General features: G+C 54.2%; 24 protein-coding genes and 1 riboswitch. Of the genes, 20 read left to right on the plus strand and 4 right to left on the minus strand.

The window, feature by feature from the left end; genetic code table 11:
- Positions 1-90: 90 nt before the first annotated feature.
- The 9 genes from EDM57_RS20275 (at position 91) to EDM57_RS23475 (ending at position 10644) form a co-directional block, all read left to right on the plus strand.
- A complete protein-coding gene (locus tag EDM57_RS20275) occupies positions 91-609 on the plus strand; it encodes a sigma-70 family RNA polymerase sigma factor (RefSeq protein ID WP_246005866.1) in 519 nt (172 codons plus the stop codon).
- Positions 606-1799, plus strand: coding sequence for an anti-sigma factor (locus EDM57_RS20280; protein WP_122906508.1), 1194 nt, complete (start codon positions 606-608; stop codon positions 1797-1799). Before EDM57_RS20275 ends, EDM57_RS20280 begins: the two co-directional genes overlap by 4 nt.
- A 91-nt stretch (positions 1800-1890) precedes the next feature.
- Positions 1891-2036: riboswitch (SAM riboswitch) on the plus strand.
- 134 nt (positions 2037-2170) lie between these two features.
- Positions 2171-3400 (plus strand): S-methyl-5-thioribose kinase, encoded by a 1230-nt coding sequence (gene mtnK, locus EDM57_RS20285; protein WP_122906509.1) that lies wholly within the window; start codon positions 2171-2173, stop codon positions 3398-3400.
- Entirely contained in the window at positions 3397-4443 is a 1047-nt protein-coding gene (mtnA, locus tag EDM57_RS20290; protein ID WP_122906510.1) for an S-methyl-5-thioribose-1-phosphate isomerase, read from the plus strand. Before mtnK ends, mtnA begins: the two co-directional genes overlap by 4 nt.
- Positions 4444-4604: 161 nt before the next feature.
- A complete protein-coding gene (locus EDM57_RS20295; protein ID WP_122906511.1) occupies positions 4605-5159 on the plus strand; it encodes a GNAT family N-acetyltransferase in 555 nt (184 codons plus the stop codon).
- A gap of 131 nt (positions 5160-5290) precedes the next feature.
- A complete protein-coding gene (locus EDM57_RS20300) occupies positions 5291-7033 on the plus strand; it encodes an ABC transporter ATP-binding protein (protein ID WP_122906512.1) in 1743 nt (580 codons plus the stop codon).
- A gap of 25 nt (positions 7034-7058) precedes the next feature.
- Positions 7059-9134 carry an ABC transporter ATP-binding protein gene (locus EDM57_RS20305; RefSeq protein WP_122906513.1) on the plus strand — a complete coding sequence of 692 codons (2076 nt, stop codon included), beginning with the start codon at positions 7059-7061 and terminating at the stop codon, positions 9132-9134.
- A 42-nt stretch (positions 9135-9176) separates the two neighbouring features.
- Entirely contained in the window at positions 9177-10361 is a 1185-nt protein-coding gene (locus EDM57_RS20310; protein WP_122906514.1) for an MFS transporter, read from the plus strand.
- A 142-nt stretch (positions 10362-10503) separates the two neighbouring features.
- Positions 10504-10644: a hypothetical protein gene (locus EDM57_RS23475; RefSeq protein ID WP_170163485.1), complete on the plus strand. Its 141-nt coding sequence runs from the start codon at positions 10504-10506 to the stop codon at positions 10642-10644.
- A 63-nt stretch (positions 10645-10707) separates the two neighbouring features.
- On the opposite strand, the gene EDM57_RS20315 is transcribed toward EDM57_RS23475, so the two are convergent.
- A complete protein-coding gene (locus EDM57_RS20315) occupies positions 10708-11718 on the minus strand; it encodes a CAP domain-containing protein (RefSeq protein WP_122906515.1) in 1011 nt (336 codons plus the stop codon).
- 228 nt (positions 11719-11946) lie between these two features.
- Between EDM57_RS20315 and EDM57_RS20320 the strand changes: the two genes are divergently transcribed.
- Complete coding sequence (locus tag EDM57_RS20320) at positions 11947-12675, plus strand: amino acid ABC transporter ATP-binding protein (RefSeq protein ID WP_122906516.1); 729 nt, start codon at positions 11947-11949, stop codon at positions 12673-12675.
- A gap of 48 nt (positions 12676-12723) precedes the next feature.
- On the opposite strand, the gene EDM57_RS20325 is transcribed toward EDM57_RS20320, so the two are convergent.
- Positions 12724-13425, minus strand: coding sequence for a polysaccharide deacetylase family protein (locus tag EDM57_RS20325; RefSeq protein WP_122906517.1), 702 nt, complete (start codon positions 13423-13425; stop codon positions 12724-12726).
- A 142-nt stretch (positions 13426-13567) separates the two neighbouring features.
- Between EDM57_RS20325 and EDM57_RS20330 the strand changes: the two genes are divergently transcribed.
- The 4 genes from EDM57_RS20330 to gcvH all read left to right on the plus strand — a co-directional run bounded on the left by EDM57_RS20330 (position 13568) and on the right by gcvH (position 16615).
- Complete coding sequence (locus EDM57_RS20330; protein WP_122906518.1) at positions 13568-14380, plus strand: DUF2797 domain-containing protein; 813 nt, start codon at positions 13568-13570, stop codon at positions 14378-14380.
- Between the two features lie 90 nt (positions 14381-14470).
- Entirely contained in the window at positions 14471-14833 is a 363-nt protein-coding gene (locus EDM57_RS20335; RefSeq protein ID WP_122906519.1) for an arsenate reductase family protein, read from the plus strand.
- 3 nt (positions 14834-14836) lie between these two features.
- Complete coding sequence (locus EDM57_RS20340) at positions 14837-16024, plus strand: aminotransferase class I/II-fold pyridoxal phosphate-dependent enzyme (RefSeq protein ID WP_122906520.1); 1188 nt, start codon at positions 14837-14839, stop codon at positions 16022-16024.
- 210 nt (positions 16025-16234) lie between these two features.
- Positions 16235-16615 carry a glycine cleavage system protein GcvH gene (gcvH, locus tag EDM57_RS20345; RefSeq protein WP_122906542.1) on the plus strand — a complete coding sequence of 127 codons (381 nt, stop codon included), beginning with the start codon at positions 16235-16237 and terminating at the stop codon, positions 16613-16615.
- A 181-nt stretch (positions 16616-16796) separates the two neighbouring features.
- Here the strand turns inward: gcvH and EDM57_RS24115 are convergent, their stop codons facing one another.
- Positions 16797-16856 carry a putative holin-like toxin gene (locus tag EDM57_RS24115; RefSeq protein WP_425455822.1) on the minus strand — a complete coding sequence of 20 codons (60 nt, stop codon included), beginning with the start codon at positions 16854-16856 and terminating at the stop codon, positions 16797-16799.
- Between the two features lie 192 nt (positions 16857-17048).
- Complete coding sequence (locus tag EDM57_RS20350; protein WP_122906521.1) at positions 17049-19103, minus strand: methyl-accepting chemotaxis protein; 2055 nt, start codon at positions 19101-19103, stop codon at positions 17049-17051.
- Positions 19104-19407: 304 nt separating this feature from the next.
- On the opposite strand from EDM57_RS20350, the gene EDM57_RS20355 reads away from it, so the two are divergent.
- From EDM57_RS20355 to sufC, 6 genes are all read left to right on the plus strand, one after another.
- The gene (locus EDM57_RS20355; protein ID WP_122906522.1) at positions 19408-19842 is read left to right on the plus strand and encodes a hypothetical protein; all 435 of its coding nucleotides are present in this window, start codon (positions 19408-19410) and stop codon (positions 19840-19842) included.
- 28 nt (positions 19843-19870) lie between these two features.
- Positions 19871-20263, plus strand: a complete 393-nt coding sequence (locus EDM57_RS20360; RefSeq protein ID WP_122906523.1) for a VOC family protein — start codon at positions 19871-19873, stop codon at positions 20261-20263.
- A gap of 183 nt (positions 20264-20446) precedes the next feature.
- Positions 20447-20788, plus strand: a complete 342-nt coding sequence (locus EDM57_RS20365; protein ID WP_122906524.1) for an SCP2 sterol-binding domain-containing protein — start codon at positions 20447-20449, stop codon at positions 20786-20788.
- Between the two features lie 79 nt (positions 20789-20867).
- The gene (locus EDM57_RS20370; RefSeq protein ID WP_122906525.1) at positions 20868-22028 is read left to right on the plus strand and encodes a M20 peptidase aminoacylase family protein; all 1161 of its coding nucleotides are present in this window, start codon (positions 20868-20870) and stop codon (positions 22026-22028) included.
- A gap of 334 nt (positions 22029-22362) precedes the next feature.
- Positions 22363-23943, plus strand: coding sequence for a phosphoenolpyruvate carboxykinase (ATP) (gene pckA / locus EDM57_RS20375; protein ID WP_122906526.1), 1581 nt, complete (start codon positions 22363-22365; stop codon positions 23941-23943).
- Positions 23944-24422: 479 nt separating this feature from the next.
- The gene (sufC, locus tag EDM57_RS20380; RefSeq protein WP_122906527.1) at positions 24423-25211 is read left to right on the plus strand and encodes a Fe-S cluster assembly ATPase SufC; all 789 of its coding nucleotides are present in this window, start codon (positions 24423-24425) and stop codon (positions 25209-25211) included.
- Positions 25212-25215 lie beyond the last annotated feature (4 nt).

A 25215-nucleotide genomic window follows, 5' to 3' on the forward strand; every position in this document is an offset into this window, starting at 1 on the left:
CAATCTTTGTTTTTTACGGGAATGTGCATCTGCTCACAGGGAGAAGGAGGGAGTAAGTGAAACTTTTTTACACAGCGTGCGTGGTATGGGATGAAAGGGTGTGGAGACATTGGGAAAGTAGGCTTGGAGGACGTGTACCAGTTGCACGTAAACGATATATACCGCTATCTTTTCCGGCTCACACGCGATCAGAGGCAGGCGGAAGATTTGACGCAGGAGACTTTTTTTCGCGCGTTTGCCTCCCTGGAGGACTATCACGGGGAAAAAGTGCGGCCGTGGCTGTTCAAGGTGGCCTACCACGCCTTCGTGGATTGGCATCGCAAACAGAAGCGGCGGCCAGTCGATTACGTCGGGAGCGTGCCGGATCGGCTGGATGCTTCCGCAGTCGATCCCGCTGAGCAGCTCGTGAATCAGGAGCTGTGGGAGGCGGTATCCGCCTGTTTGGATCGGCTGCCGGAAAAGCAGCGACAGGTGATTTTGCTGTCGACGATGCAGTTTTCCTACGCGGAAATGGCGGAGGTGCTGGGAATCGGACTGGCAGATGTCAAGCGTTCTCTGTTTCGGGGACGGCAAAAGATGCGACAACTTTGGAAGGAGGAAGGGCTATGACGAGTCGAAATGGAGGGGAACGCGAGCAAAAACTGCTTGCTTACCTGAGAGGAGATTTGACGGGCGAGGAAGCGAAACAGCTGGGCGAGGAACTGGCAGACGACGAAGAGTACGCCGAGCGGCTGGAACGGTTATTGCTCGGGGAAGAACAAGGGACAGACGGCGGGCCGGAAGCCGCGTCAGGACTGTCCGAAGCCAGACAGCGGGCCATTGTCCGTCGTGGAAAATGGAAAAACCGGCTGACGGCCTCCTTTTATGCCTTCGCGATTCCTTGCCTTGCAGGTGTGCTCTTGCTGCTTGTAAACGGCTGGGTGGGCAAGCTGATGTATGACGATTTGTTCCGGGTGGCGCGGGACATGGTCAATTTTACCCAGCCGGGCGTGAGCGTGGGCAGCAGCGGATCGCAGGTGGGGCTGTTGTACGGCAGCATCGACATGGAACTGCGCGAGCAAGTTGGCAGAGAGGCCAAAAACGCTGGCCGCTTTCGGAGCACGAATGTACTGTGGAACGTGAGCGCCAGACCAGAGTGGACAGGTGGCGTCAGGGAGCAAAAACTGTTTTTCCGCTACCCGTTGTCATCTGGAGAACCGGAAGAAGACACGGCCTATTTGCGCACGCCTGCCTGGACAACGCTGGAAAAGCTGCCGGAGGGAACGGTTTCCCAGCTGGCGATCTCGTTTGACAGCTTCTTGACGTATGACCAGTACGTCAAGCTGGTTTCCCGCCATATCATCAGCGACAGCCAAGAAACGGTCTGGTTTGCCGTCGACACGGGAGTGGAGTTGAAACAGGCAGACGAAGGCCTCGGCAATCTGCTGCTTGGCCCGGGGGATGTTTGGGGCTTTGCCGAGCGGGCGCTGGATTACGGAACCGCTCCGATTCAGGTGAACGGCGAAAGCGAGCGGCGAATGGCCGCCTTCATGGGCGAGATGAAATATTTGACCGAGCAAAAAAGCCTGGCGCGCGACATCGGCTCTGCGCTGCTTCCGGGCGGCGACCCGCATATCGAGGAGCGCTATCGCTATTTGCAGGAAAAAGGCGTGCGCATCTACGGCGCCGTCCTGACCGGACCAACGAAGGAGTTGCTTAGGCTCAAGGAGGAAAAGGCGATTACCGCCGCATTTGTCGGGAAAATCGACTGGTGGAACTGGGACCGCCCCGCCGCATCGGGGACACAAAAAAGCTGGTAAAGGGCGAACCGTTTTTGCAAAAAAGAATGTTGACATCGCAGAACCCCAGGTTGTATGATTCAAACTAAATCAAAACCGCATACGTTTGGATACCTTATCCAGAGAAGGTGGAGGGACTGGCCCGATGATACCCGGCAACCGACACGACGCTATGTTGACGCGAACAGCGATGAAAACAACCAGCGACGTGCACGGTGCTAATTCCTGCAGAAACAAAAGTGGTCTGGAAGATAAGGGGGACATGACACGTTATTTGTACGTGACGACAGCGACCTCTTTTCTTCGGAAAAGAGGTTTTTTGCATGGCTGAACGATATGACCAGTCTGCTGCAGATAGAGAGCAACGACTTAAACGAGGGGAGTAATCAATCATGGCATACCGCGCATTGACTGAACAGGAAGCAGTGGAGTACGTAAAAGGCTTGCCGGGTCTGTTTACGGAAGGGGCCGAGTTGACCAGCCGCGAAATCGGGGATGGGAATCTGAATCTGGTGTTCGATATTCAGGAACCGGCTACCGGAAAAAAAGTGATCGTGAAGCAGGCGCTTCCGTTTGCGCGCGTCGTGGGCGAATCGTGGCCGCTGACCATCGACCGCTCCCGAATCGAGAGTGAAGCACTCCGCATTCAGCACAAATACGTGCCGGATCTCGTGCCGGAGGTGTATCACTACGATCAGGAGCTGGCACTGACCGTCATGGAAAACGTCGGGGACCATACGATCATGCGCAAGGGCCTGATTGAAGGAAACCGCTACCCGCTATTCGCCAAGCAGATCGGTCGTTTTCTCGCGCACACCTTGTTCTACACATCGGATTTGGGCGCGCATCCGTACGACAAAAAAGCACTCGTCGGAACATTCATAAATCCGGAATTATGCAAAATCACAGAAGATCTCGTCTTTACCGACCCGTACGAAAATGCGCAGACCAATAACTTCAACCCGCTGATTCGCCGGGAAGTGGAAGCGATCTGGAACAACAAGCCGCTCAAGCTGGAAATCGCCAAGCTGAAATACGACTTCCTCACGCGCACAGAAGCGCTTTTGCACGGCGACTTGCACACGGGCAGCATTTTCATCACCGAGACGAGCCTGAAAGTGATCGATCCCGAATTTGCCTACTACGGACCAATCGGCTTCGACATCGGCGCGGTCATCGCCAACCTGCTGCTCAACTACGCTGGCCAGCACGGATTGCAGGAAGACCAAGGAGAACGCGACTCCTACCGCGAATACTTGCTGGAAACGGTGGAAGATGTCTGGAACGAATTTGTTTCCCAGTTCGTTCAGCTCTGGCACAAGCAGGCAAAAGAGCGCAGCGCTCACGTCGAAGGCTTGTGGCAAAGCTACGTGAAGCGACTGATTCAGGACACGGCAGGCTATGCCGGCTGCAAAATTTTGCGCCGCGTGATCGGACTTGCGGGAGTGGCTGATCTGAACACCATCGCAGACGATGCAAAACGGGCAGAAGCCGAGCGACTGGCGCTGGCAATCGGAGAAGCACTGATTCTCGGCCGGGCCACCGTCGAAGAATCGACAGACATTACGGACATCGTCCGCCAAGTAACCGCACGCTACTATCAGGAGGCAACGACAGTATGACAATCAGCACACAAATCACGCCAGTCAAGTGGGAAGACGATGTGCTCGTCTTGCTCGACCAGACGCGGTTGCCAGTAGAGACGATTTACTTGCACCTGACGACTGCAGAAGAAGTATGGGGCGCCATTCGCCGCCTGGAAGTGCGCGGCGCGCCGGCAATCGGCATGGCCGCAGCGTATGGATTGTACCTGGGGATTCGCGACAGCGAGGCACAGACGTACGAACAGTTTTGGCAGGAGCTGAACCGCCAGGCAGACTACCTGGGCACATCCCGCCCTACGGCTGTCAACCTGTTCTGGGCGCTCGACCGGATCAAGGCGCGCGTGGAAAAAGAAAAAGACGCTGCCCTGTCCATCGCAGAGCTGAAAGCCGCTGTACTCAACGAAGCGCTGGCGATTCAAGCGGAAGACGCGGAGGTGTGCCGGACAATCGGGGAGCATCTGCTGACGCTGCTGCAAGACGGCATGGGCGTTCTCACGCACTGTAATCCGGGGGCGCTCGCTACGGCAGCGTACGGAACGGCAACGGCTCCATTCTATCTGGCCAAGGAACGCGGCTGGAATCTGAAAGTGTACGCAGACGAGACTCGCCCCGTTTTGCAAGGCGCTCGTCTGACCGCGTATGAACTGCAGCGAGCAGGGATCGACGTCACGCTGATTTGCGACAACATGGCGGCGATGGTGATGGCGCAAGGCAAAGTGCAAGCGGTCGTCGTCGGAACAGACCGCGTGGCGGCGAACGGCGATGTCGCCAACAAAATCGGCACGTACGGGGTAGCTGTTTTGGCAAAAGCGCACGGCATTCCTTTTTACGTGGCAGCTCCCTTGTCCTCTGTCGACCTGGCAACACCGACGGGCGCGGACATTCCGATTGAGGAACGTCCGGCCGAGGAAATCACGCACGGCCTGGGCAAACAGGTGGCACCGGATGGCATCAAGGTGTACAATCCGGCGTTTGATGTGACGCCAGCTGCGTACATTACGGCAATTGTGACGGAGACAGGCATTTTCAAACCGGAAGAGATCGCAAAAAGCAAACAATAATCACGTCCATGAGCGTCTGCCAGTTCGCTGGCGGCGCTTTTTTGCGCAAAAATGACCGTACTGCTTGCCAAATAATGGCTCGGGTCGCATAATCGAGCGTAAGCAGTCGTTTGCCAGTCTTTAGCCGCTGCATCTACATGAATACAAGGAGGGCTTTTTGCATGAGAATGATACCGCTTGATGAGGAGACATTTCTCAAACAGCTGGAGCTGTCCGATGCTGCCGAAATGTTCTGGCTTACGGATACGAACAGACCCTACCTGAAGGAGTGGCTGCCGTGGCTGGATTTTACGCAGCGTGTCGAGGATACGAGCCATTTTATCCAGCGAACGATCCAGCAGCATAACGACAACCAGGGCATTCACTACGGAATCTGGCACAACGGACGGCTGGCCGGAACGCTGGGCGTACATAATATTGACTGGATCAACAGGAAAACGGCAATCGGCTATTGGCTCGGCGCCCAGTTCCAGGGCAAGGGACTGATGACAAAGGCAGTGGCGGCGTACATGGACCATCTCATTTTCGGCTCGTGGGGGCTGGAAAAGGTGACGATTCAGGCGGCGACGGGAAATTACCGGAGCAGGGCGATCCCGGAGCGGCTGGGCTTTCATTTGGAAGGCATCCTGCGCCGCAACGAGTTTTTGTACGACCATTTCGTCGACCATGCGGTGTACAGCATGTTAAAGGAAGAATGGCTGGCCAGACGCAGCTAAAAATGTTGGATTGACAAAGAAAATTCAGTAAATTACGATGTAGGAAGCAACAAAGGGGCTGCGTGATGCGCGCGGCCTTTTTTATATATAATTGTACAATTACGGTGCCCATGATTTGGAGGGGGATCTGCTTGCATACACTCAAGGAGCTATCGTGGTTTTTTCGCGCGTACTGGAAACGGTACACAATCGGTATCCTGTTTTTGTTTCTCATCGACGTCCTGATGCTTTGGCCGCCACGTCTGATCGGAGAGACGGTCGATGCGATGCGCAACAGCTCCTTGACGCCGCAGGACTTGACCAGGACGGTTGCGATTCTGCTTGCGCTCGGTGTCGGTCTGTACGTGATGCGCTTTGCCTGGCGGTACTTGCTCAACGGCGGTGCGCTGATTTTGGAGCGAATTTTGCGCGAGCGTCTGTTTGCGCACCTGACGCGGATGACGCCGTCGTTTTACCATCGCAGGCGCAGCGGTGACTTGATGGCGGTCGCAACGAACGACATTCCGGCGATTGAACAGACGGCCAGTACAGGCGTGCTTACACTGGTCGATTCGCTGTTTATGACACTGCTGACGCTCGGTGTCATGGTGACGGTCATCGATTGGAAGCTGACGTTGGCGGCGCTGATCCCGATGCCTTTTTTGGCCTGGTCCACCGCCTACTACGGCAGACTGCTGCACGAGCGCTTTTATCTCGCCCAGGAAGCGTTTGGCGAGATGAACGACCACGTACAGCAATCGGTTTCCGGTGTGCGTGTGCTGCGAGCGTTTGTGCAGGAAAAGGAAGACATTGAAGCCTACCGCCGGGTCAGTGAAAAAACGCTGGAGCGCAACGTGAGCGTATCGCGGATCGACGCGCTGTTCGAGCCGACGATTGGGATCATTATCGGCTTCAGCTTCCTGATCGGACTTGGCTATGGCACATACCTCGTCTTTACGAGTGCGATTTCGTTGGGCGATCTGGTCGCTTTCAACCTGTACCTGGGGCTTTTGATCTGGCCGATGTTCGCTTTTGGCTGGCTGGTCAACGTGCTGCAGCGCGGCGGAGCATCGCACAAGCGCCTCTCCGAGCTGTTGGAGGAACAGCCGGATGTGCAGGAAGCCGCCCATCCGGTGACAGCCGAGACGCCGAATACGGTAGAAGCCCGTCAGTTTTCTTTTGCCTATCCGGGCAGTGAAAAGCCTGCGCTCACGGACATCACCTTTTCGCTTGGGGAAGGCGAGACGCTGGGCATTGTCGGGCGGACGGGGAGCGGCAAGTCGACGCTGTGCCGCGCCCTGTTGCATCAATACGAGTTGAAGGAGCAGTCGCTGTTTGTCGGCGGCGTGCCGATTGAACAGCTGTCCTTTGCCGCGCTGCGGGAAAAAATCGCCTATGTGCCGCAGGAGCATTTGCTGTTCTCGCGGACGATTGCGGAAAACGTGGCATTTGGAAGGCCGCAAGCGACCGAGGCGGAGATTCTGCACGCGCTCAAGCTGGCGGAAATGGACAATGATCTGGCCCAGTTCCGCGATGGCCTGCAAACGATGGTGGGCGAAAAGGGCGTGACGCTGTCAGGCGGGCAAAAACAGCGGGTTTCCATCGCCAGAGCTTTGCTGCTCGATGCAGGCATCCTCATTCTCGACGATTCCTTGTCGGCTGTTGACGCCCGGACGGAAGAGGCGATTTTGCGTCATTTGCGCGAGGAGCGTGCCCATAAAACGACGATTATTACCGCGCACCGCCTGTCTGCCGTGCAGCACGCCGAACTGATTCTCGTGCTGGACGAAGGGCGGATTGTCGAGCGGGGAACACATGATGAGCTGATGCAGCAAAATGGCTGGTATGCGGAGCAGTATCGCAGGCAGCAAATGGAGCGGGATGTTGCCGGCTAGGCCGCGAAGAGGGGGAGAGCGTTTCGTGGGAAAAGAACAGGTATGGAAGCGGCTGGCCGCGTTTGCCCGGCCGTTTCAGAAGCAAATAGCGGGAGCGCTGATCCTGCTTCTGCTCGGGACGAGTGCGGAGCTGGCGGGACCGTTTCTGGCGAAGGTGATGATCGACAACCACATTCTCGCCATCCAGAAGCCCTGGTACGAGTTTGCAGAAAAGCCGCAGGTGCAAAAGGACGTGGCGGTGGCGATAAACGATCGCTACTATGTACGGGAAGATATGCTGGCCGATGCGGGCTTGACACCCGGCAGCATCCAGGCGAACGAAGTGACCGTCGTTGCGGAAGGCACGACGTATTACTTGATCGAGGGAAAAATCGAGCAAAATGGCGAGAAGCAGTTCACGCCGATTGAGCCGGAAAATGGCCGGGAGCGCTTTGCGGTGACGGCTGGCGATGCGGCGGGAACGAGTGCGGCCCCGACAGGAATCCGCCTGACGGGCGAAGAAGTTTTGGCGATGTACCAAAACGACGTGCAGCCGATCATCTGGCTGTCGGTCGGGTACGGAGCGCTGATTTTGCTGTCGGCAGGCTTTAACTACGTGCAGATTTTGTGGCTGCAAACGATTGCCCAGCGCATCATTCAGCAGATGCGGATGAAGCTGTTCGTGCATTTGCAAAAGCTGCCTGTGTCCTTTTTTGACAAGACGCCGGTTGGCTCTCTCGTCTCCCGCGTGAGCAACGACACCGAGGCGATTCGCGAGCTGTACGTGAGCGTGCTGGCCACATTTGTGCAAAATGGCATTTATTTGATCGGAATTTTGATCGCGCTGTTCGTGCTCCAGCCGCAGCTGGCGCTGTTTTGCTGTCTGACGGTGCCGCTGCTTGCGCTTCTGGTTTACTTCTATCAAAAGTACAGCTCCCGCTACTACGCAGTGATTCGGGCGAAGCTCGGCGACATGAACGCGACGATCAACGAAATGATCCAGAACATGGCGATTGTCCAGGCGTTTCGCCGCGAGGAAGGCGTGCAAAAAGAGTTCGCGCAGGTGAACGAAAGCTACTTCAAGGTGCGGATGAAGGAAATCAACCTGGAGTCGCTTCTGCTGCGGCCCGCTGTCGATCTGATCTGGAAAATCGCCCTGACCTTGATTATCTGGTACTACGGCTCGGCGTCGTTTCACAGCGTCATTTCGTTCGGGGCGCTGTTTGCTTTCGTCGATTACATGGGCCGCTTTTTCGAGCCGATCAACATGATTATGAACCGTCTGTCGCAAATGCAGCAGGCGACGATCTCGGCGACACGCGTCTTCGATATTTTGGACACGGCGGTCGAATCGCCGAAAGCCGGAGAGCCAATCGCGCGGCCGCGCGGGGAAGTGGTGTTCGACCAGGTGTCGTTTGCCTACAACGAAGAGGAGTACGTGCTGAAAAACGTCTCGTTCACCGCGAAGCCGGGCCAGACGATTGCGCTCGTCGGCCATACCGGGTCGGGCAAAAGCTCGCTGATGAACTTGCTGCTCGGCTTTTATCCGGTGACAAAAGGGCGCATCCTGATCGACGGAAAAGACATGCGCCAGATCGACACGCACTCGCTGCGCAGTCATATCGGGCTGGTGCTGCAAGACCCGTTTTTGTTTACGGGCAGCATTGGCTTCAACATTCGCATGTACAACGACGCGATTTCCGATGAAAAAGTCGTGCAGGCCGCCAAGGCAGTGCGGGCCGACGAATTTATTACGCGCCTGCCGCAAGGGTACGACGAGCCTGTTGTCGAGCGCGGCATGACGTTGTCAGCGGGACAGCGGCAGCTCATTTCATTTGCGCGGGCACTGGTGGCCGATCCGGCGATATTGATTCTTGACGAGGCGACGGCGAGCATCGACAGCGAAACGGAGCTTGCGATCCAGGAAGCGCTGCACGTCCTGTCGCGCGGGCGAACGACGTTTATCATCGCCCACCGTTTGTCAACCATCCAGCACGCCGACCAGATTCTCGTTTTGTCCCGTGGAGAAATCGTAGAGCGGGGAACACATGACGAACTGATGGCACAGGATGGACTGTATCAAAAAATGTACCAGCTTCAACAGGGGAGTCTTTTACGTTAAAGTGAATGGATAGAGGATTTAGGGGAAAGGAGCTTCAACACCATGTCTTCATCGAGATATACCTTTTGGGTGTTGATTCTGGTTGTGGCCATATCGGGCTTGAGCCAAGGCTTGAGCATTCCGCTCTTGGCTGTGCTTTTGGAAAAGCAGGGCGTCTCGTCGGTCATAAACGGACTGAACGCCGCCGCTTTGTATGTGGGAATGGTGATCGCCTCGCCTTTGCTGGAAAGTCCGCTCAGGCGAATCGGCTACCGTTCCACGATTTTGTGGGGAATGCTGCTGCTCACGATTGCAACGGCACTGATTCCGCTGTTCAGCCACCTGGCTGTCTGGTTTGTTTTACGCTTGCTGATGGGGATTGGCGACACCGCCCTGCATTACTCCAGTCAGATGTGGGTGACAAAAATTGCCGCGCCAGAAACGCGGGGACGCGACCTGTCCTTGTACGGGCTGGCGTACGGCGTAGGCTTTAGCATCGGGCCGCTTGGCTTGAATCTGCTGCCGCTTGGGCTGTGGGTTCCTTTTGGCGTTTTGCTGTTTTTGTACGCCATTGCCATTTTGCTTTTGTCGCGGATTCAAAACGAATATCCCGAACAGCTCAAGCAAACGGAAAAGAAGCAAAACAAATACGCTACCGTTTTGCGCATCGGCTGGCTGTCGCTGATTCCTTCCTTTTTATACGGGTTCATGGAGACGTCGCTCAACGGCAGCTTTCCGGTCTATGCATTGCGCACAGGCTTGTCGCTGGAATGGGTTTCCCTGATTCTTCCATCGTTCGTGGTGGGCAGCATTATTTTGCAAATGCCGCTGGGGACACTGAGCGACCGGATCGGGCGCAGACAAGTGATGCTCACCTGTGCCATCGTCGGAAGCATTGCCTTTTTCCTGTTCCCGCTGGCCGGGGAGAACGTCTGGCTGATGATGCTGCTGCTCGGGATTGCCGGGGCGGCCGTCGGGTCTTTCTATTCGCTCGGTCTGGCCTATTCGGCCGATATTTTGCCTGCGGCCATGGTGCCGACTGCGGGGATTATAGCGGGAATCAACTTTGGGGTAGCGAGCATTCTTGCGCCAAACGTCAACGGTTTGCTCATGGAGCTGTGGGAGCCGTGGACGATGTTTTGGCTGATGGGAGCGTTCCTGGTGGTCTTCGCCGCTGCCTGTCTGTTTGCCAAAAACAGCAAGTCTCAGAAAGAGCACTACTCGCTGCCTTTGCAAAAGCAAGGCTGACATCTGTCCATAAAGAAGCCGTCGCGGACTTCATCGATCTTCTGGGCGAAACCGGGTTTTTCTGTGAGAAAAAGTATAAACGGGCGCAGGGGAGGGAAGCGTATTGTTATAGAAGAAGTGTTTTTTGGAAGGGGTTGACCCGATGCTGACACCGTGCATTTTCAAGCGGGGGCTCGTCTGGATTTTGTTTTTCATCCTCAGTCTGGTCGTCATCCCGTTCTTTTCCGAAGAGGGTCAGGCTCCGCCGCCAGCTCCTGCTGCGAACGCGGCTGCGCAGAAGTAACTTCCATTTTGGCAACAAAAAGACACGCCATGGCATTCGTGCTGGCGTGTCTTTTTTGCGCGATTATTTCCTGATGAAATTTTGCGTGTAGAACGGCTGGCCGTCTTTGATGACGACGCCGACGCCCAACTGCCTGTAGTTTGGATTCAACAGATTTTGCCGATGACCGGAGGAGTTCATCCAGCCCATATGGACTTCGATCCCGTCCAGTTGGCCGTAGGCGATGTTTTCGCCCGCGTAGCTGTAGCGGATGCCTGCTTTTTTCAGGCGGTCAAACGGGCTCCCGGTTGTCGGTGAGTGATGGCTGAAGTAGTTGTGTTGCGCCATGTCGTTGCTGTGCGCCCTGGCGACGGCCGCTACCTGCTCGTCCCAAGTCAGGACAGGCAATTTGGCACGCAGCCGTGCTACGTTCAGCAAATCGAAATTTTCTTTCTCATAAGCAATGGCGGCTTGCTTGATCTGGGCGTCTGTCAGCTTTGGCTGTGCCGGCAATTGTGTATAGACAATCGGGTACATCAGGCCCATGGCGATTGTGGCGAAGTGCTCCGGTGTGGAGATGCGGACACCTGCCACTTTGTTGCCGCCCAGTTGATCGATGGAAAAGGTGATGACCTGACCGTTATGGATATAGGTCGGGTGCTTGAGCGTATTGTCCTGGATGCGCAATGACGGGGTAATGGTCAAGGTGCTTTGCGGCGCTCCCCACGCATCCTGCAAGGCTTTGGTGGTGGAATCGATCGTGATTCCCCCGATGTTGGTTTTTGCTCCGTTTGTAAACAGGGTGACGACTTTGTCGTTTTGGATGCCGACCTGGATGTAGTTGTTCAAATCTTGGTTGTAAATCCACCATTCTACTCCGGTGTGGCTTGGGTCTTTGCGTGCGGGCTTGCCCAGCTTTTGCTCGACCTGAGCTGTGCTCATTCCGAGCTGGATGCCATACGTGGACACCGATTTGACTGCAACTTGCTGTGCGGCAGCGACAGGAGCAAAAACTCCCGATACGGGTGACAGCTGGCCGAGCAGAGCCAGGGAAAGACCCAGGGCGAGGATGCTGATTCCTTTTTTCTTGCGCATATATCTACCTCCTCGGAGTGAAATAGGCTCGGTTGTTTACAATATCGGTGAAAAGACGGGCTGCAAAAAGGGTCTTAGGAAGCAAATCTGCTACGAAAAAAGAAACATCCTCCGAATGAAAATGGGGTGTAGGTTGCAGACTATTCATGCAATTTTCAAACTATTGCGGTACAATATAGTTATGTAAAAGATACAGAAAACGCATTTACCGTTACTAGGGGGATGACAATGATTATTCAAGTGACCGATTTGACGAAAAGCTACGGAGAGCTTCAGGTATTGAAAGGAATTACGACACAGGTGGCGGAAAAGGAAGTCGTGTGTGTCATTGGGCCGTCGGGCTCGGGAAAAAGTACCTTTTTGCGCTGTCTGAACCAACTGGAGCAAATGACCAGCGGGAGGATCGTCATCAACGGGCATGACTTGTCAGACCCCAAGACAGACATTAACAAGGTCAGGGAAGAAGTCGGGATGGTGTTCCAGCGCTTCAACCTGTTTCCGCATAAGACCGTTCTGGAAAACGTCATGCTGGCGCCGGTCAAGGTGAAAAAGGTCGCGCAGGAGGAAGCGCGCAAGCAGGGTCTGGAGCTGCTGAAAAAGGTCGGGCTGGAAGACAAGGCAGATGTGTATCCGGACAGGTTGTCGGGGGGACAGATGCAGCGGGTGGCGATCGCCCGTGCGCTGGCGATGAATCCGAAAGTCATGCTGTTTGACGAGCCGACCTCCGCACTCGATCCGGAGCTGGTCGGAGAGGTGCTGACCGTCATCAAGAATCTGGCCAAGGAAGGCATGACGATGGTTGTAGTCACGCACGAGATGGGATTTGCCCGTGAAGTCGCCGACCGCATCATTTTCATGGACCAGGGCGTAATTATGGCCGAAGGAAGCCCCAAGGAGCTATTCGACAACACCAGTCATGAGCGGCTGCGTTCTTTTCTCGGAAAAGTTCTGGTCTAAAAAACAAGGCACCAGCAGCTTCGCGAAAGAGCGAGGCGTTGGTGCTTTTTACTTTGCTTCATCCAGCAGTTGCGAGACGGTGACAAAACGGTAGCCTTGCGAGCGCAGGTCACTGATGAGCTCCTGCAGGGCTGCGACGGTTTGCTTCTGGTTCAGGCCGCCATCGTGGAACAAAATAATGTCGCCGGACGATACGTTGCTTTTCACGCTTTTGGCTATGACGGACGCCGTTCTCGCCAGGGACCAGTCGCGCGGATCGACCGACCAGTGGATGATGTCGTAGCCGCTTGCCTGCACTGCATTCATGACGTCGTGGGTCAGGACACCTCCGGCGGGACGGTAGTATTGGGCGAGAATGCCCGTCGTTCTCAGAATGGAGCGTTCGGCTCGCTTGATGTCCTCGTACACCTCGTGTTCTGTCAGCTTGTTCAAGTCAACATGATGGTAGCCGTGATTGCCGATCTCGTGTCCGGCCTTGTAAATCCATTGCAGCATCTTTGGATGTTTGTCCACCTGGGAGCCGAGCACGAAAAAGGTGGCGGGCACCCGGTTTTTGTGGAGCACCTCCAAAATTTTCGGGGTGTAGGTCGCATCGGGGCCATCGTCAAAGGTCAGGGCGACCACTTTTTTGTTCGTGTCGATCCGGTGAATCGGTTCGTAAGAGGGGAGCAGTTCACGGGCCAGGGCAGGAGTTATTCCGCAGCCGAGCAGGCAGGCCAGCAAAAAAGCGTACAGCACGACGCGGCTCATGACGGACGCCCTCCTTTTGATTGAGATAGTTTAGGTTCACCCGGCGCTTTGCAAAACATGCTGCCAAAAGAAAACAGCGTCCGGTGTACACAGGCGATATGGTAAAATGAAAGGACTGTACAATCGGAGAGGAGAGAATGAAGTGGAACTCCGCGGTATTTTGCACGGTCTGACCCACGATTATCACGGGCGGGAAAAGCCGGTCGACTACTACCTGAACATCGGTGAAGACCGTCTGCCTTTAAATGAATGGCTTGGCAGCGAACTGACCATTTCCTATCTGGGACAAAAAAACTGCATCGCCTGCGGGCGCAAAACGAACAAAACATTTAACAACGGGTACTGCTACCCCTGTTTTACCAAACTGCCGGAAAATGACTTGTGCATCGTCAAGCCGCACGAATGTCATTTTGACCAGGGGACGTGCCGGGACGAAAGCTTCGGTGAGCAATACTGCATGATCCCGCATTACGTCTATCTGGCCGTTTCCAGCGACATCAAGGTCGGACTGACGCGCAAGCACAACCAGCTCAAACGCTGGGTCGATCAGGGGGCGATTCGCGCGATCCCGATTGCGGAAGTGCCGACGCGCCGGATGGCGGGGGAGCTGGAGTATCATCTCAGCCAATTTTTGCCAGATAAAACCAACTGGCGCAAAATGCTCAAGGGCGACGTCAAGGAAGTCGACCTGCTTGCCATGCGCGACGAGGTGTACAGCCAGTTTCCCGAAGCGTTCAAACCTTTTCAATACAGGGAAGACGAATGGGTGGATATTACATATCCGATCTTGGAGTCGCTGGACAAGATCAATTCGAAAACGTTGGACAAAGAGGAGCAGCTCGGCGGACGGCTGATCGGCGTCAAGGCGCAGTACCTGATTTTTGAAAACGGCGTTTTTCAGGTGCGCAAGCATGCCGGCTACCAGGTGGAGATCAAGGCGAGCCGCCCTGCATAGTGCATAAGTTCAGGCAAACATTGTCCGGAACGGTGTGGTATTCTTTTACCAGAGAGAATCACTCCATAACGAAAAGCGAGGGAATGGAGCATGACCATGAAAGCGTATTTGTACAACAAATGCGATACATGCCGCAAAGCGAAAAAATGGCTGACAGACCACAAGGTGAGCTTCGAGGAAGTGCCGATTGTCGATGCGCCGCCTTCCAAGGAGGAACTTCGCCGGATTTGGCGGACGAGCGGGCTTGACCTGCGCAAGTTTTTCAATGTCAGCGGTGTGCAATACCGTGAACTTGGGCTAAAGGACAAGCTGCCGACGATGACAGAAGAGGAAATGCTCGACTTGCTCGCTTCCAACGGCAAGCTCATCAAGCGCCCTCTTTTGGCAAGCGATGACACGGTGACGCTGGGCTTCAAGGAAGACGAGCTGGAAAAAGCGTGGGGAGGCAAGTAGAAGATGCGCCAACCGTCCAAAAGATTGCAAAACCTGTCTGCCGCGATTTTTTCCGAGATGGCTGCGCGAAAAAAAGAAGTCGCGAAAAAAAGGGCTGTGTACGATTTGAGTATCGGCAGCCCCGATCAGCCGCCTGAAGACCAGTTGCTGGAGACTTTGCTCGATGCTGCCAGACAGCCAGGCGCATTTGGCTACGCCTTGAGCGAGGGCACTGCAGCCTTTCGCGAGGAAGTGGCGCGCTGGTATCAATACCGTTTCGGCGTGGAGCTTGCGCCGGACGGCGAGGTTCACTCCCTGATGGGCTCACAGGATGGACTCGCGCACTTTGCTTTGGCCTGGACCGATCCGGGGGACATCGTACTCGTGCCTGATCCCGGCTACCCGATTTACGAGGGGAGCGTGCATCTGGCAGGGGCGATTCCTTACCGGATGCCGCTGCGCGCTGAAAACGGCTTTTTGCCGAAGCTCGCGGACATCCCGGACGAGATTGCAGCCCGTGCGAAATTCATGATTCTGAACTATCCGAACAATCCGGTGTCGGCTGTGGCCACCGTCGACTTTTTCACAGAGGTCGTCGCATTCGCCAAGCGTCACGACATCATCGTTGTCCACGACCTCGCTTATTCGGAGATGGCTTTTGACGGCTACCGTCCGCCCAGCTTCCTGCAAGCGCCGGGAGCCAAAGAGGTCGGGATCGAGTTCAACTCTTTTTCCAAGAGCTTCAACATGGCGGGCTGCCGGATTGCCTATGTAGTCGGCAACAGCGAGATTATCAAGCCGCTGGCGATCGTCAAGTCGAATGTCGACTACGGCGTCTTCTTGCCAGTCCAGCAGATGGCAGTCGCAGCTTTGCGCATGGATCGGGAAGCAGGCGGCAAGAACAGTGTCGGCCCTGTCTACCAGGAGCGCCGCGACGTCTTGCTGACAGCACTGGCTGAGGCGGGCTGGGACATTGAGCCGCCAAAAGCGACAATGTTCGTCTGGGCACCCGTGCCAAAAGGCTGGACCTCCCGCGAGTTTGCCATTGCGCTTTTGGAAGAAGCAGGAGTGGTCGTCATCCCCGGCAGCGCCTTTGGCGATGAAGGGGAAGGTTACGTGCGGATCGCGCTCGTGCAAAGCCCGGAAGTGCTGCGCCAGGCGGCTCGCTCGATTGCGGAGTCGGGCATTCTCACAAGACGAGCAGGGGTATAGGCTGCACGCCAATCCCGTATGGCGTGACAAATCGGCGGCAGCGGTCTGAAAATCACAGGTATTCATCCGCCTAATTTGGAAAAAGATACAGATGTTGAAATCGCTTGCTGAGCAGTGCCTCAGAATTTTTTTAAGCGAAGAGGAATCCGCGAATGTTCGTCTAATAATGTATGTGTAGTGGATTGTACCCGATAGGAGGATATGAAAACGATGGAATTCCCGAAAAATCTACGTTACAGTGAAGAGCATGAGTGGGTGCGAGTAGAGGGCAACAAAGCGTACATCGGAATTACCGCTTTTGCTCAATCAGAGCTGGGTGACATCGTGTTTGTCGAGTTGCCAGAGGTAGGCGCGACAATCAAACAGGATGAGCCATTTGGCAGTGTGGAGTCGGTGAAAACCGTATCCGAGCTGTACGCTCCTGTATCCGGAAAAGTAGTGGAAGTAAACAGCGAACTGGAAGATGCACCAGAGCTGGTGAACTCTTCGCCTTATGAGCAGGCCTGGATGATCGCTGTCGAGATGGACGACGCAGCAGAGCTGGACAAGCTGCTGGATGCCGACAAGTACGAGTCTATGGTAAAAGAATAGGTTGCAAGTCACACAAAAAGCCGGGGCATGTGGTGCCCTGGCTTTTTTAGCAGGCAGAGGCTGGTAGAGCGTTGCCGCAGTGGAAAGAGAAAACAGGAAAATTGGACCTCTGGCAAGAGAGGAACTGGCCGCCTGGCCTCGCAAGCTCAAGGGCGGTCTACTTCTTTTTGAGGTACGTGAGCTAAGCGAGGATGAACATGCCGAACATGAGCATCAACGCCAACGCCTGATAAACCTCCATCAGCCTCACCCCCTCTCATTGGGGATGAGCCGACCACCCTTGAGGAGCCGATCTAATTGTACAAAAAAATGATAGCACGTATTTTGGATAAATGTGTGGTATCCACCCTCCCCTATTAAAAGAAAAAGGCTTCGCCAGGCGACTAACTGCCAGGCGAAGCCTTTCCCTATAGAGCGCAAAAACATCAACCCGTTAACTGAGCTTAAACGAGCGCACCGTATCGTTCAGCTCTTCTGCCATCTTCGCAAGCATGGTCGCTGCTGCCGATATTTCTTCCATCGATGCATTCTGCTCTTCTGCCGCGGCGGCAACGGTTTGCGAGTTGCCCGCAGACTGCATGGCGATTTGGGAAATATGGTCGATTGCTGTCACGATGGCTTGCATTTCCTGGCTGATTTGTTTCATCTCCGCTGACACTTCGTCTGTGCGGGTCAGCAAGTGGGCGGTAGAGTCGGCAATTTGTTCGAAAGCTGTTCCGGTCGCGTTGACCAGCGTCATGCCTTCTCCCAGGATGGCGGAGCCATGGCTCATGGCCGCGATGGCCGATTCCGTATCGCGCTGAATGTCGGCGACGATGTTGCTTACCTGCTCGGCTGCCGAGCTGGATTGTTCAGCCAGCTTGCGTACCTCGTCAGCGACAACGGCAAAGCCTCGTCCCTGCTCGCCGGCTCTGGCTGCCTCGATTGCTGCATTTAAGGCGAGCAGATTGGTTTGGCTGGCAATGGAGGTAATCAGCTCGATCATTTGGCCGATCTCCTGGGAGCGCTGTCCCAGTGCGTTGACCACCGACGCGGTTTGTTCCATTTGTCCGTGAATCACCGTCATGTGCTCCACTGTCTTGGCCGCCATCTGATTGCCTTCCGTCGCCTGACGATTGGCATCGCGGGTAGAGGAATTGACTTCCTCGATTCCTTTTTCCATTACGGAAATATGCCGGGCGATCTCGTTGATGACATCGCTGCCCTGATTGGTCGCATCGACCTGCTGCTCTGTTCCGTAGGCAATCTCCTGAACGGATTGGGCAATCTGCTCCGTCGCCTTGCTCGTCTGCTCGGCGCTCGCCATCAGCTGTTCGGAGGTAGCGGCGACTTGTTGGGCGCTGTAGCTGACCTGGCTGAGCGTTTCGCGCAAGGTGGCGGTCATCGCATTGAACCGGCTCGCCATGACGCCCATCTCATCGACCGTCTTGACATCCATCGAAGCGGTGAAATCACCGGAGGACAGAGCTTCCGAGAGCTGGTTGGCCTTGTTGATTTGTCCGGTCAAATATTTGCTGAAAAAATAAATGACGGCAATCAGGATCAACAGCCCGAGCAGACTGACAGTGACAAGCTGGTAAGCCAGAGCGTTCAGCGGTTTGGCAAATTCATTTTCCGGCATGACGAGCGCGATCGTCCAATTTGCGGAAGGGATTTTTTTGAAATATACACGGTTGACGCCATTGTCGTCGGAAAAAGTTTTCATGCCCTCGCTTTCGGCGAGCAGACCGGGACCGATCTCTGCGAGCGACGTGTTGCTGTCGGTTTGCACGGATTCCACCATCATCTTGTCCGACTGTGGATGGGACAGGTACTTGCCGCCCTGGTCGAGCAGGAAGGCCCAGCCAGTCTCGCCTACTTTTGTACCCGAGACCATCGTTTGAATATCCGTGAGCGTGATGTCGTCCGTTGCTACCCCCAAAAGCTTTTTGTCCGGAGAGTAAAACGGAGCAACGACAGTCGTCATCGGAAGCTTCAAAATCTCGTCATAGTAAGGCGGGGTGTAATCCGTCGCTTTTTTTGTCGAGGCACCGATCTTGTACCATTCTTGCGTCGGATAATTGAAGGCAGGTGAATTGTACTCGTATGTGATGCTCACCTTGCCGTCTTTTTTGGCCCCGTAAGTGGAAACGAACTGCTTGGCCGGATCAAAAGCGTACGGCTCCATGAAAATCCCCATGCCGACAGACGTTTCATTGATGGGAACCGTTTTCGTCAGCAGGGAATCCAACTGCTCCAGCGAATAAGTAATCGGACTCATTTCGATTACCCGAGCCATGTTCAGCGTTACTTTGCTGTGCGCTTCCAGTTCCTGCTCCACTTTGTTGCCGAGCAAGTCCAGCTGGTAGTTCATTTTTTCGGTCAGTTCCTTGTTCAACTGGGCATAGGAGAACATGAAGGCCATGCTCATCAGAAGCACGAAAGTCAGGACAATTACAGGAAGCGTAATTGCAAGTGTCCGTGCACGAAGGCTTTTAAAACGAAACATAGTACCGCTCTCCTTTTACATATGACTAGCTGTGTACTTATTCCCGTTATCGGCTTAATCCAAACTTTTTTACAACAATATTTGGGAATCGCGATAAATCTTCTAACTAATCAGAAAATGGTGTTCAAACGCAGACAAATCGAGTACAATGGTATGACAATTCGGTTTACCATAAATTGATTGGCATCTTTTTGCGGTAGAGCATCAGCAGGGTTACGGGTTACAATGCGGGTACAGACAGAGAGTTTCGACCAGACGCGTCTTACGCTTTTCGCTGTTTGGGGAAGAAGGAGGGAGACTATTTATGAGTTTTTGCTGCGGTGCAGGAATGGTTGGTTCCGTAGGCTCAGTCCGTCATTATAGAACGCTTGTACACAACGTCCCCATCATGTTTTGTCCTGTTTGTGACAGAATTGAGGTTCATCCCGCTATTGAGGGAGAGTACGAAATTTTAGTAGAATATGCTCAGGGGGATCAGGCGCCCGAAGTCGATTTCGCTGATTTTGTGAGTGTTGACAATACATCCGAGTTGTTTGAGAATTGTACCATGACGGATGAAGCAGCGAGCTTCTCCGATGTCTTGAAGCAGCAGATTGATATTTCCCTGGATTTGCTCGGTATTGCCAAGGAGTTAAAAGATGAAGAGTGGCGCGAAGCACTCATGATTCGTTTAACACGGTTAAGCGATCGACTGAAGCAGTACAATATACGCAAGCAGGTGTCGCAAAAAAGCGCATGACCTTTAGTTGACGTGGGAGGCAGTGTGAATGTTTCATTTGAAAGGCGTTCACCACATCGCATTGAATTGCAGCGATGTCGTGAAGGTAGCTCGGTTTTTTAAGGACATTTTGGAAGTCCCCATCCCGGAAGAGAATATGGTGGAAGGAGCGCCTGTCTACTTTCAAATCGGCACATACACACGGATCGGTCTCCATCCGCATGGCGGGGGAGAAGGCAAAGGCGGCGTAGGGCAAGTCGATCACCTTGCTTTCTCGGTAACGAGCCGCGCTGAGCTCGACTATCTGGTCGACAAGCTGGAGGCGGAAAACATTTGCTACCGCGGTCCGATTACGCAGCCTACGAGCTACAACTTGTATTTTGAGACACCGGACGGCCACCATCTGGAGGTCCGGCTGGATAAAGACGAATTTGATGAATAACGGATGGATACCAAGAGCATCTGCGGTCGCGGGTGCTCTTTTCATTTTTGCCCAACCGCTGAAAAAGCCTGTCGAGAAAAAGTCGCTCTCCCTGACAAGACCCGACAGTGGTTCTCATCCCTCGCCAAAGGATTCGACTGCGCGAGCCGCGAACCCAATGGGAGAAGAGAGGGGGACGGATTCATGATCGGACTGGGCAGACTGCTCCATGAGGTAGGCGAACGTTTGCAAAAGAAAACGCACTTGCGCCATGTAACTGCGGGCTGGGAAAAGAGGATCGGAATCGTCGTTGACGACACGCAGTCGCGGTGGCAGATCACGGTATCAAAAGGCAGCATCTCGGCAGGCGTCTGGGAGGAGGAGCAGTCCGCCGATCTGATCGTCAGGGGAGACGAGCGGCAGATGGAGATGCTGTTTGGCGGGGACGAGCTGGTCTACGCTTTGGCCAAGCAGCAAGTACACATAGCAGGAACACTGCGCGACCAGTTGAAGCTTGATGCGATTTTGCGGTTGACGTGCAAATAAAGGCGGGCTGAGGCTCCTTTTCCAAATAAAGGCGCTCCACTGTGCTATAATAAGAGGAAACGATGGGGGAGGCGCAACTATGTCTGATCGCTTGGCATTGAAAGAGACAATCGCGGCTCGTGTGCAGTCGATTGACGAAACATTCCGTCACTTGCATGCGAATCCGGAAATTAGCTGGCAGGAAGTCGAGACGACGAAATATTTGGCGAAGAGAATGCAGGCACTGGGGCTTAAAGTGACCACCTTTGCGGATTGTACGGGGCTTGTCGCAGAGTGGGGGGAAGGAAAGCCTGTCGTCGGGCTGCGCACGGATATTGATGCGCTGTGGCAGGAAGTGGACGGAGAGTGGCGCGCCAATCATTCCTGCGGGCATGACGCGCATATGACCATGATTGTCGAAACCGTAGAGGCATTGATCGCCTCCGGATACAAGCCGCCGGGAACGCTGAAAATTTTGTTCCAGCCCGCCGAAGAAAAAGGAACAGGTGCCCTGAAGCTGGTGGAAAAAGGCGTCGTGGACGACATCGACTATTTGTACGGCGTTCATCTTCGTCCGATTCAGGAAATGGCGAACGGAACCGCAGGCCCTGCCATTTACAACGGTGCCGCGATGTTTTTGTACGGCGAAATAACAGGCGTATCTGCACACGGAGCGAGGCCGCACCTTGGAATCAATGCGATTGAAGTGGCAGGTGCGATCATTTCCGGGATCGGACAAATCCATATCAATCCGATGGTACCGGCTACCGTGAAAATGACCATGCTGCAAGCCGGAGGGGAGAGCTACAACATCATTCCGGACAAGGCGAAGTTTGCCCTTGATTTGCGGGCGCAAACGAACCAGGCGATGGAGGAACTGGTTGGCCGCGTCCATCAGATGATCGAAGGGATTGCAACCTCCTACCAGGCATCTATCGAGCTTGCGGCCGGGCCGCGAATGGTGGCAGCCGAAGTGGATGAGGAAGCAAAAGGACTGATGGAGCAGGCGATTGTCGATGTGCTCGGGGCGGACAACCTCAAGGCAGCTCCTGTCAGCCCGGGAGCAGAAGACTTTCATTATTATACGGTAGAGCGTCCGCACATCAAGGCGACCATGCTGGCTCTCGGCTGCGATTTGCAGCCTGGACTGCACCACCCGCAGATGAAGTTCGAACGGTCGGCACTGCGGGACGGCGTCGAGATTCTCAGCCGTGTCATCATGCGTACCTTTGAAAAGGTCAAAGGACAAGCCTCCCGCTAAACGAACAGGCAGGACAACCCGCTCATGCAGCGGGTTTTTTGCGGTTCGCAAGCCTTACGCCCGGCCGCTGCCGATGCGAACTGGCCAGACCAGCGGAATTTTCGGAATATGTGTTCATTTACGAAAGGGTGGACATAGAGCAGAAGAACTGAAATACTGTTGGTTGGGGAAAACTACTCGAGAGGTTATTCACACATTCTCCACAAGAGATTATAAAATTATGTGGCTTATTTAGCTAAATGTGATATACTAATTACAAATCAGACGACAGTATGAAAAGTCACTATCAAGAAACTGGATAGGATATACATTTTGGGAAGGAGATCGTTCACACATGGAAACCAATACGGTTCACAAGCTTGCTGACATTCTGGGTGCTACACAGGTATATCGCAACCTGTCCGTAGCTGGACTCGTGGAGATGGCAGTAAAGCGTGGCGAAGGGATTTTGACTGATAAGGGGGCGCTCAATGCGCTGACAGGCAAGTTTACAGGCCGTTCGCCAAAGGACAAATTTGTGGTGGACGAAGCTTCCGTACACGATAAGATCAACTGGGGTCCGGTCAACCAGCCGATTTCTCCAGAGAAGTTCCAGGTACTCCAGCAGGACGTGCTGCGATACCTGCAAGGCAAAAGCGAACTGTTTGTGTTTGACGGTTTTGCCGGTGCAGACGTCACCTATCGTCTGCCAATCCGGGTTGTAACAGAATACGCTTGGCACAGCCTGTTTGCCCGTCAGCTGTTCATCCGTCCTACTGCCGAGGAACTGGCGACACACGAGGCTGAGTTTACCGTACTTTACGCACCTGGCTTCAAGGCGAATCCAGACGTACACGGCACAAACTCCGAAACTTTCATCGTTCTGAGCTTCGAGCAAAAAACCGTTTTGATCGGCGGCACTGAGTACGCGGGCGAGATGAAAAAGTCGATTTTCAGCGTCATGAACATGCTGCTGCCTGAGCGCAACGTTCTGCCTATGCACTGCTCGGCCAACGTGGGCAAAGACGGGGATGTCGCGCTGTTCTTCGGATTGTCCGGCACAGGCAAAACAACGCTGTCCGCTGACCCGAACCGCTTCCTGATCGGGGACGACGAGCATGGCTGGTCTGACAATGGCGTATTCAACATCGAGGGCGGATGCTACGCAAAATGCGTCAAGCTGTCCGAAGAGGGCGAGCCGCAAATCTGGAACGCCATCCAGTTCGGTACCGTACTCGAAAACGTCGATGTTGATCCGGATACCCATGTCGCTGACTACGACAGCACGAAATACACGGAAAACACGCGCGCAGCCTATCCGGTAGATGCAATCTCCGGCGCTGTGATCCCAGGTGTGGGCGGTCAGCCAAACGTCATCATTTTCCTGACAGCCGATTCGTTCGGCGTGCTGCCTCCGATCTCCAAGCTGAACAAGGAACAGGCCATGTACCACTTCCTGTCCGGCTACACCAGCAAAATGGCTGGTACAGAGCGCGGTGTCACTACTCCGCAAACCGAGTTCTCCACATGCTTCGGCTCCCCATTCCTGCCGCTGCATCCGGTTGTGTATGCGGAAATGCTGGGGAAAAAGATCGACGAACGCGATGTGCAAGTATACCTCGTAAATACAGGCTGGACGGGCGGCCCTGTCGGTGTCGGACAGCGCATGAAGCTCTCCTACACCCGTGCAATGGTAACAGCAGCGCTGAACGGCGATCTGGAAAAGGTAGAGTACGTGGAAGACGCAACATTCGGCGTACAAGTGCCAACCACTTGCCCGAACGTGCCGGCAGAAGTGCTTCAGCCGCGCAACACATGGGCAAACAAGGAAGACTACGACAAGCAAGCCGCTGAACTGGCTGCACGCTTCATCGAGAACTTCCAGAAAAAGTTCCCGGATGCAACCGACATTGCCAAAGCAGGCCCAAAAGCGTAAGCAATGGCGATCTATACGAAAAAACGGCTGGACAATCGCGTCTGGCCGTTTTGCTTTTCCACGGCGAGAGCAGCCAGGCAGTTCTCACCGCTTTTCTATTTGACTGGCGCAAAAGGGTCAGGTAAGCTTCCATAGGAGGCTTTTTCAGCGAAAAAAAAACGAACGGTTCGGATTCGTATCCAACATGAGACAAGCTGCTGAATGGGCTGTACGCACCTGTGCCTTTTTGTGGTACGCAGGCGGAAAAGTTCCTGGGAAATGCCAAGCGATGTATTGGAAAAAGTTGCATGGGGGAAAATGCTTACGTGGTCACTGTATTTGGAAAGGTTTTTTGAAGCAAAAACAGACTTTCTAAATATAATGATATAAAAAATACAGATATGTTCCATTCCTTGATTTATAATTATTCTTATTATAAGATAGTTATTGAGAATGGATTGAGAATTACCAACTCACTTCTGTGTATGGAGGGAATTCAGATGACAGCAGTACCGCATTTGCAAATAAAAAACCTTCGCGCCAAGATCGAGGACAAGGAGATCCTCAAAGGTCTGAATCTGGAAATCAAGGGCGGCGAAGTACACGCGATCATGGGACCGAATGGTACCGGTAAATCGACACTGGCATCTACGCTGATGGGTCATCCCAAATATGAGGTAACAGACGGCGAAGTGCTGTTGAATGGCGACGACCTTTTGGAAATGGAAGTAGACGAGCGCGCACGCGCAGGTCTGTTCCTGGCGATGCAATATCCGTCCGAAATCAGCGGCGTAACCAACTCCGACTTCCTGCGTTCCGCGATCAACGCGCGCCGCGGCGAAGGAAACGAAATCTCCCTGATGAAATTCATCCGCGAGATGGACAAAAAGATGAAGACGCTGGAAATGGACGACTCTTTTGCGCACCGTTACCTGAACGAAGGCTTCTCCGGCGGGGAGAAAAAGCGCAACGAGATTTTGCAGATGATGCTGTTGGAGCCAAGCATCTGTATTCTGGACGAAATCGACTCCGGTCTCGACATCGACGCGCTGAAAATCGTAGCCAACGGTGTAAACGAAATGCGTTCGGCTGACCGCGGTTTCCTGATTATTACGCACTACCAGCGTTTGCTGAACTATATCAAGCCTGACTTCGTACACGTCATGATGCAAGGTCGTATCGTGAAGTCCGGTGGTCCTGAGCTGGCTGAGCGTCTGGAGGCAGAAGGCTACGACTGGATCAAGGAAGAGCTCGGCATCGAGGACGAAACCGTTAACGCCAACGTGTAGGAAG

The organism is Brevibacillus gelatini (genome assembly GCF_003710935.1).
GTDB lineage: Bacteria > Bacillota > Bacilli > Brevibacillales > Brevibacillaceae > Brevibacillus > Brevibacillus gelatini.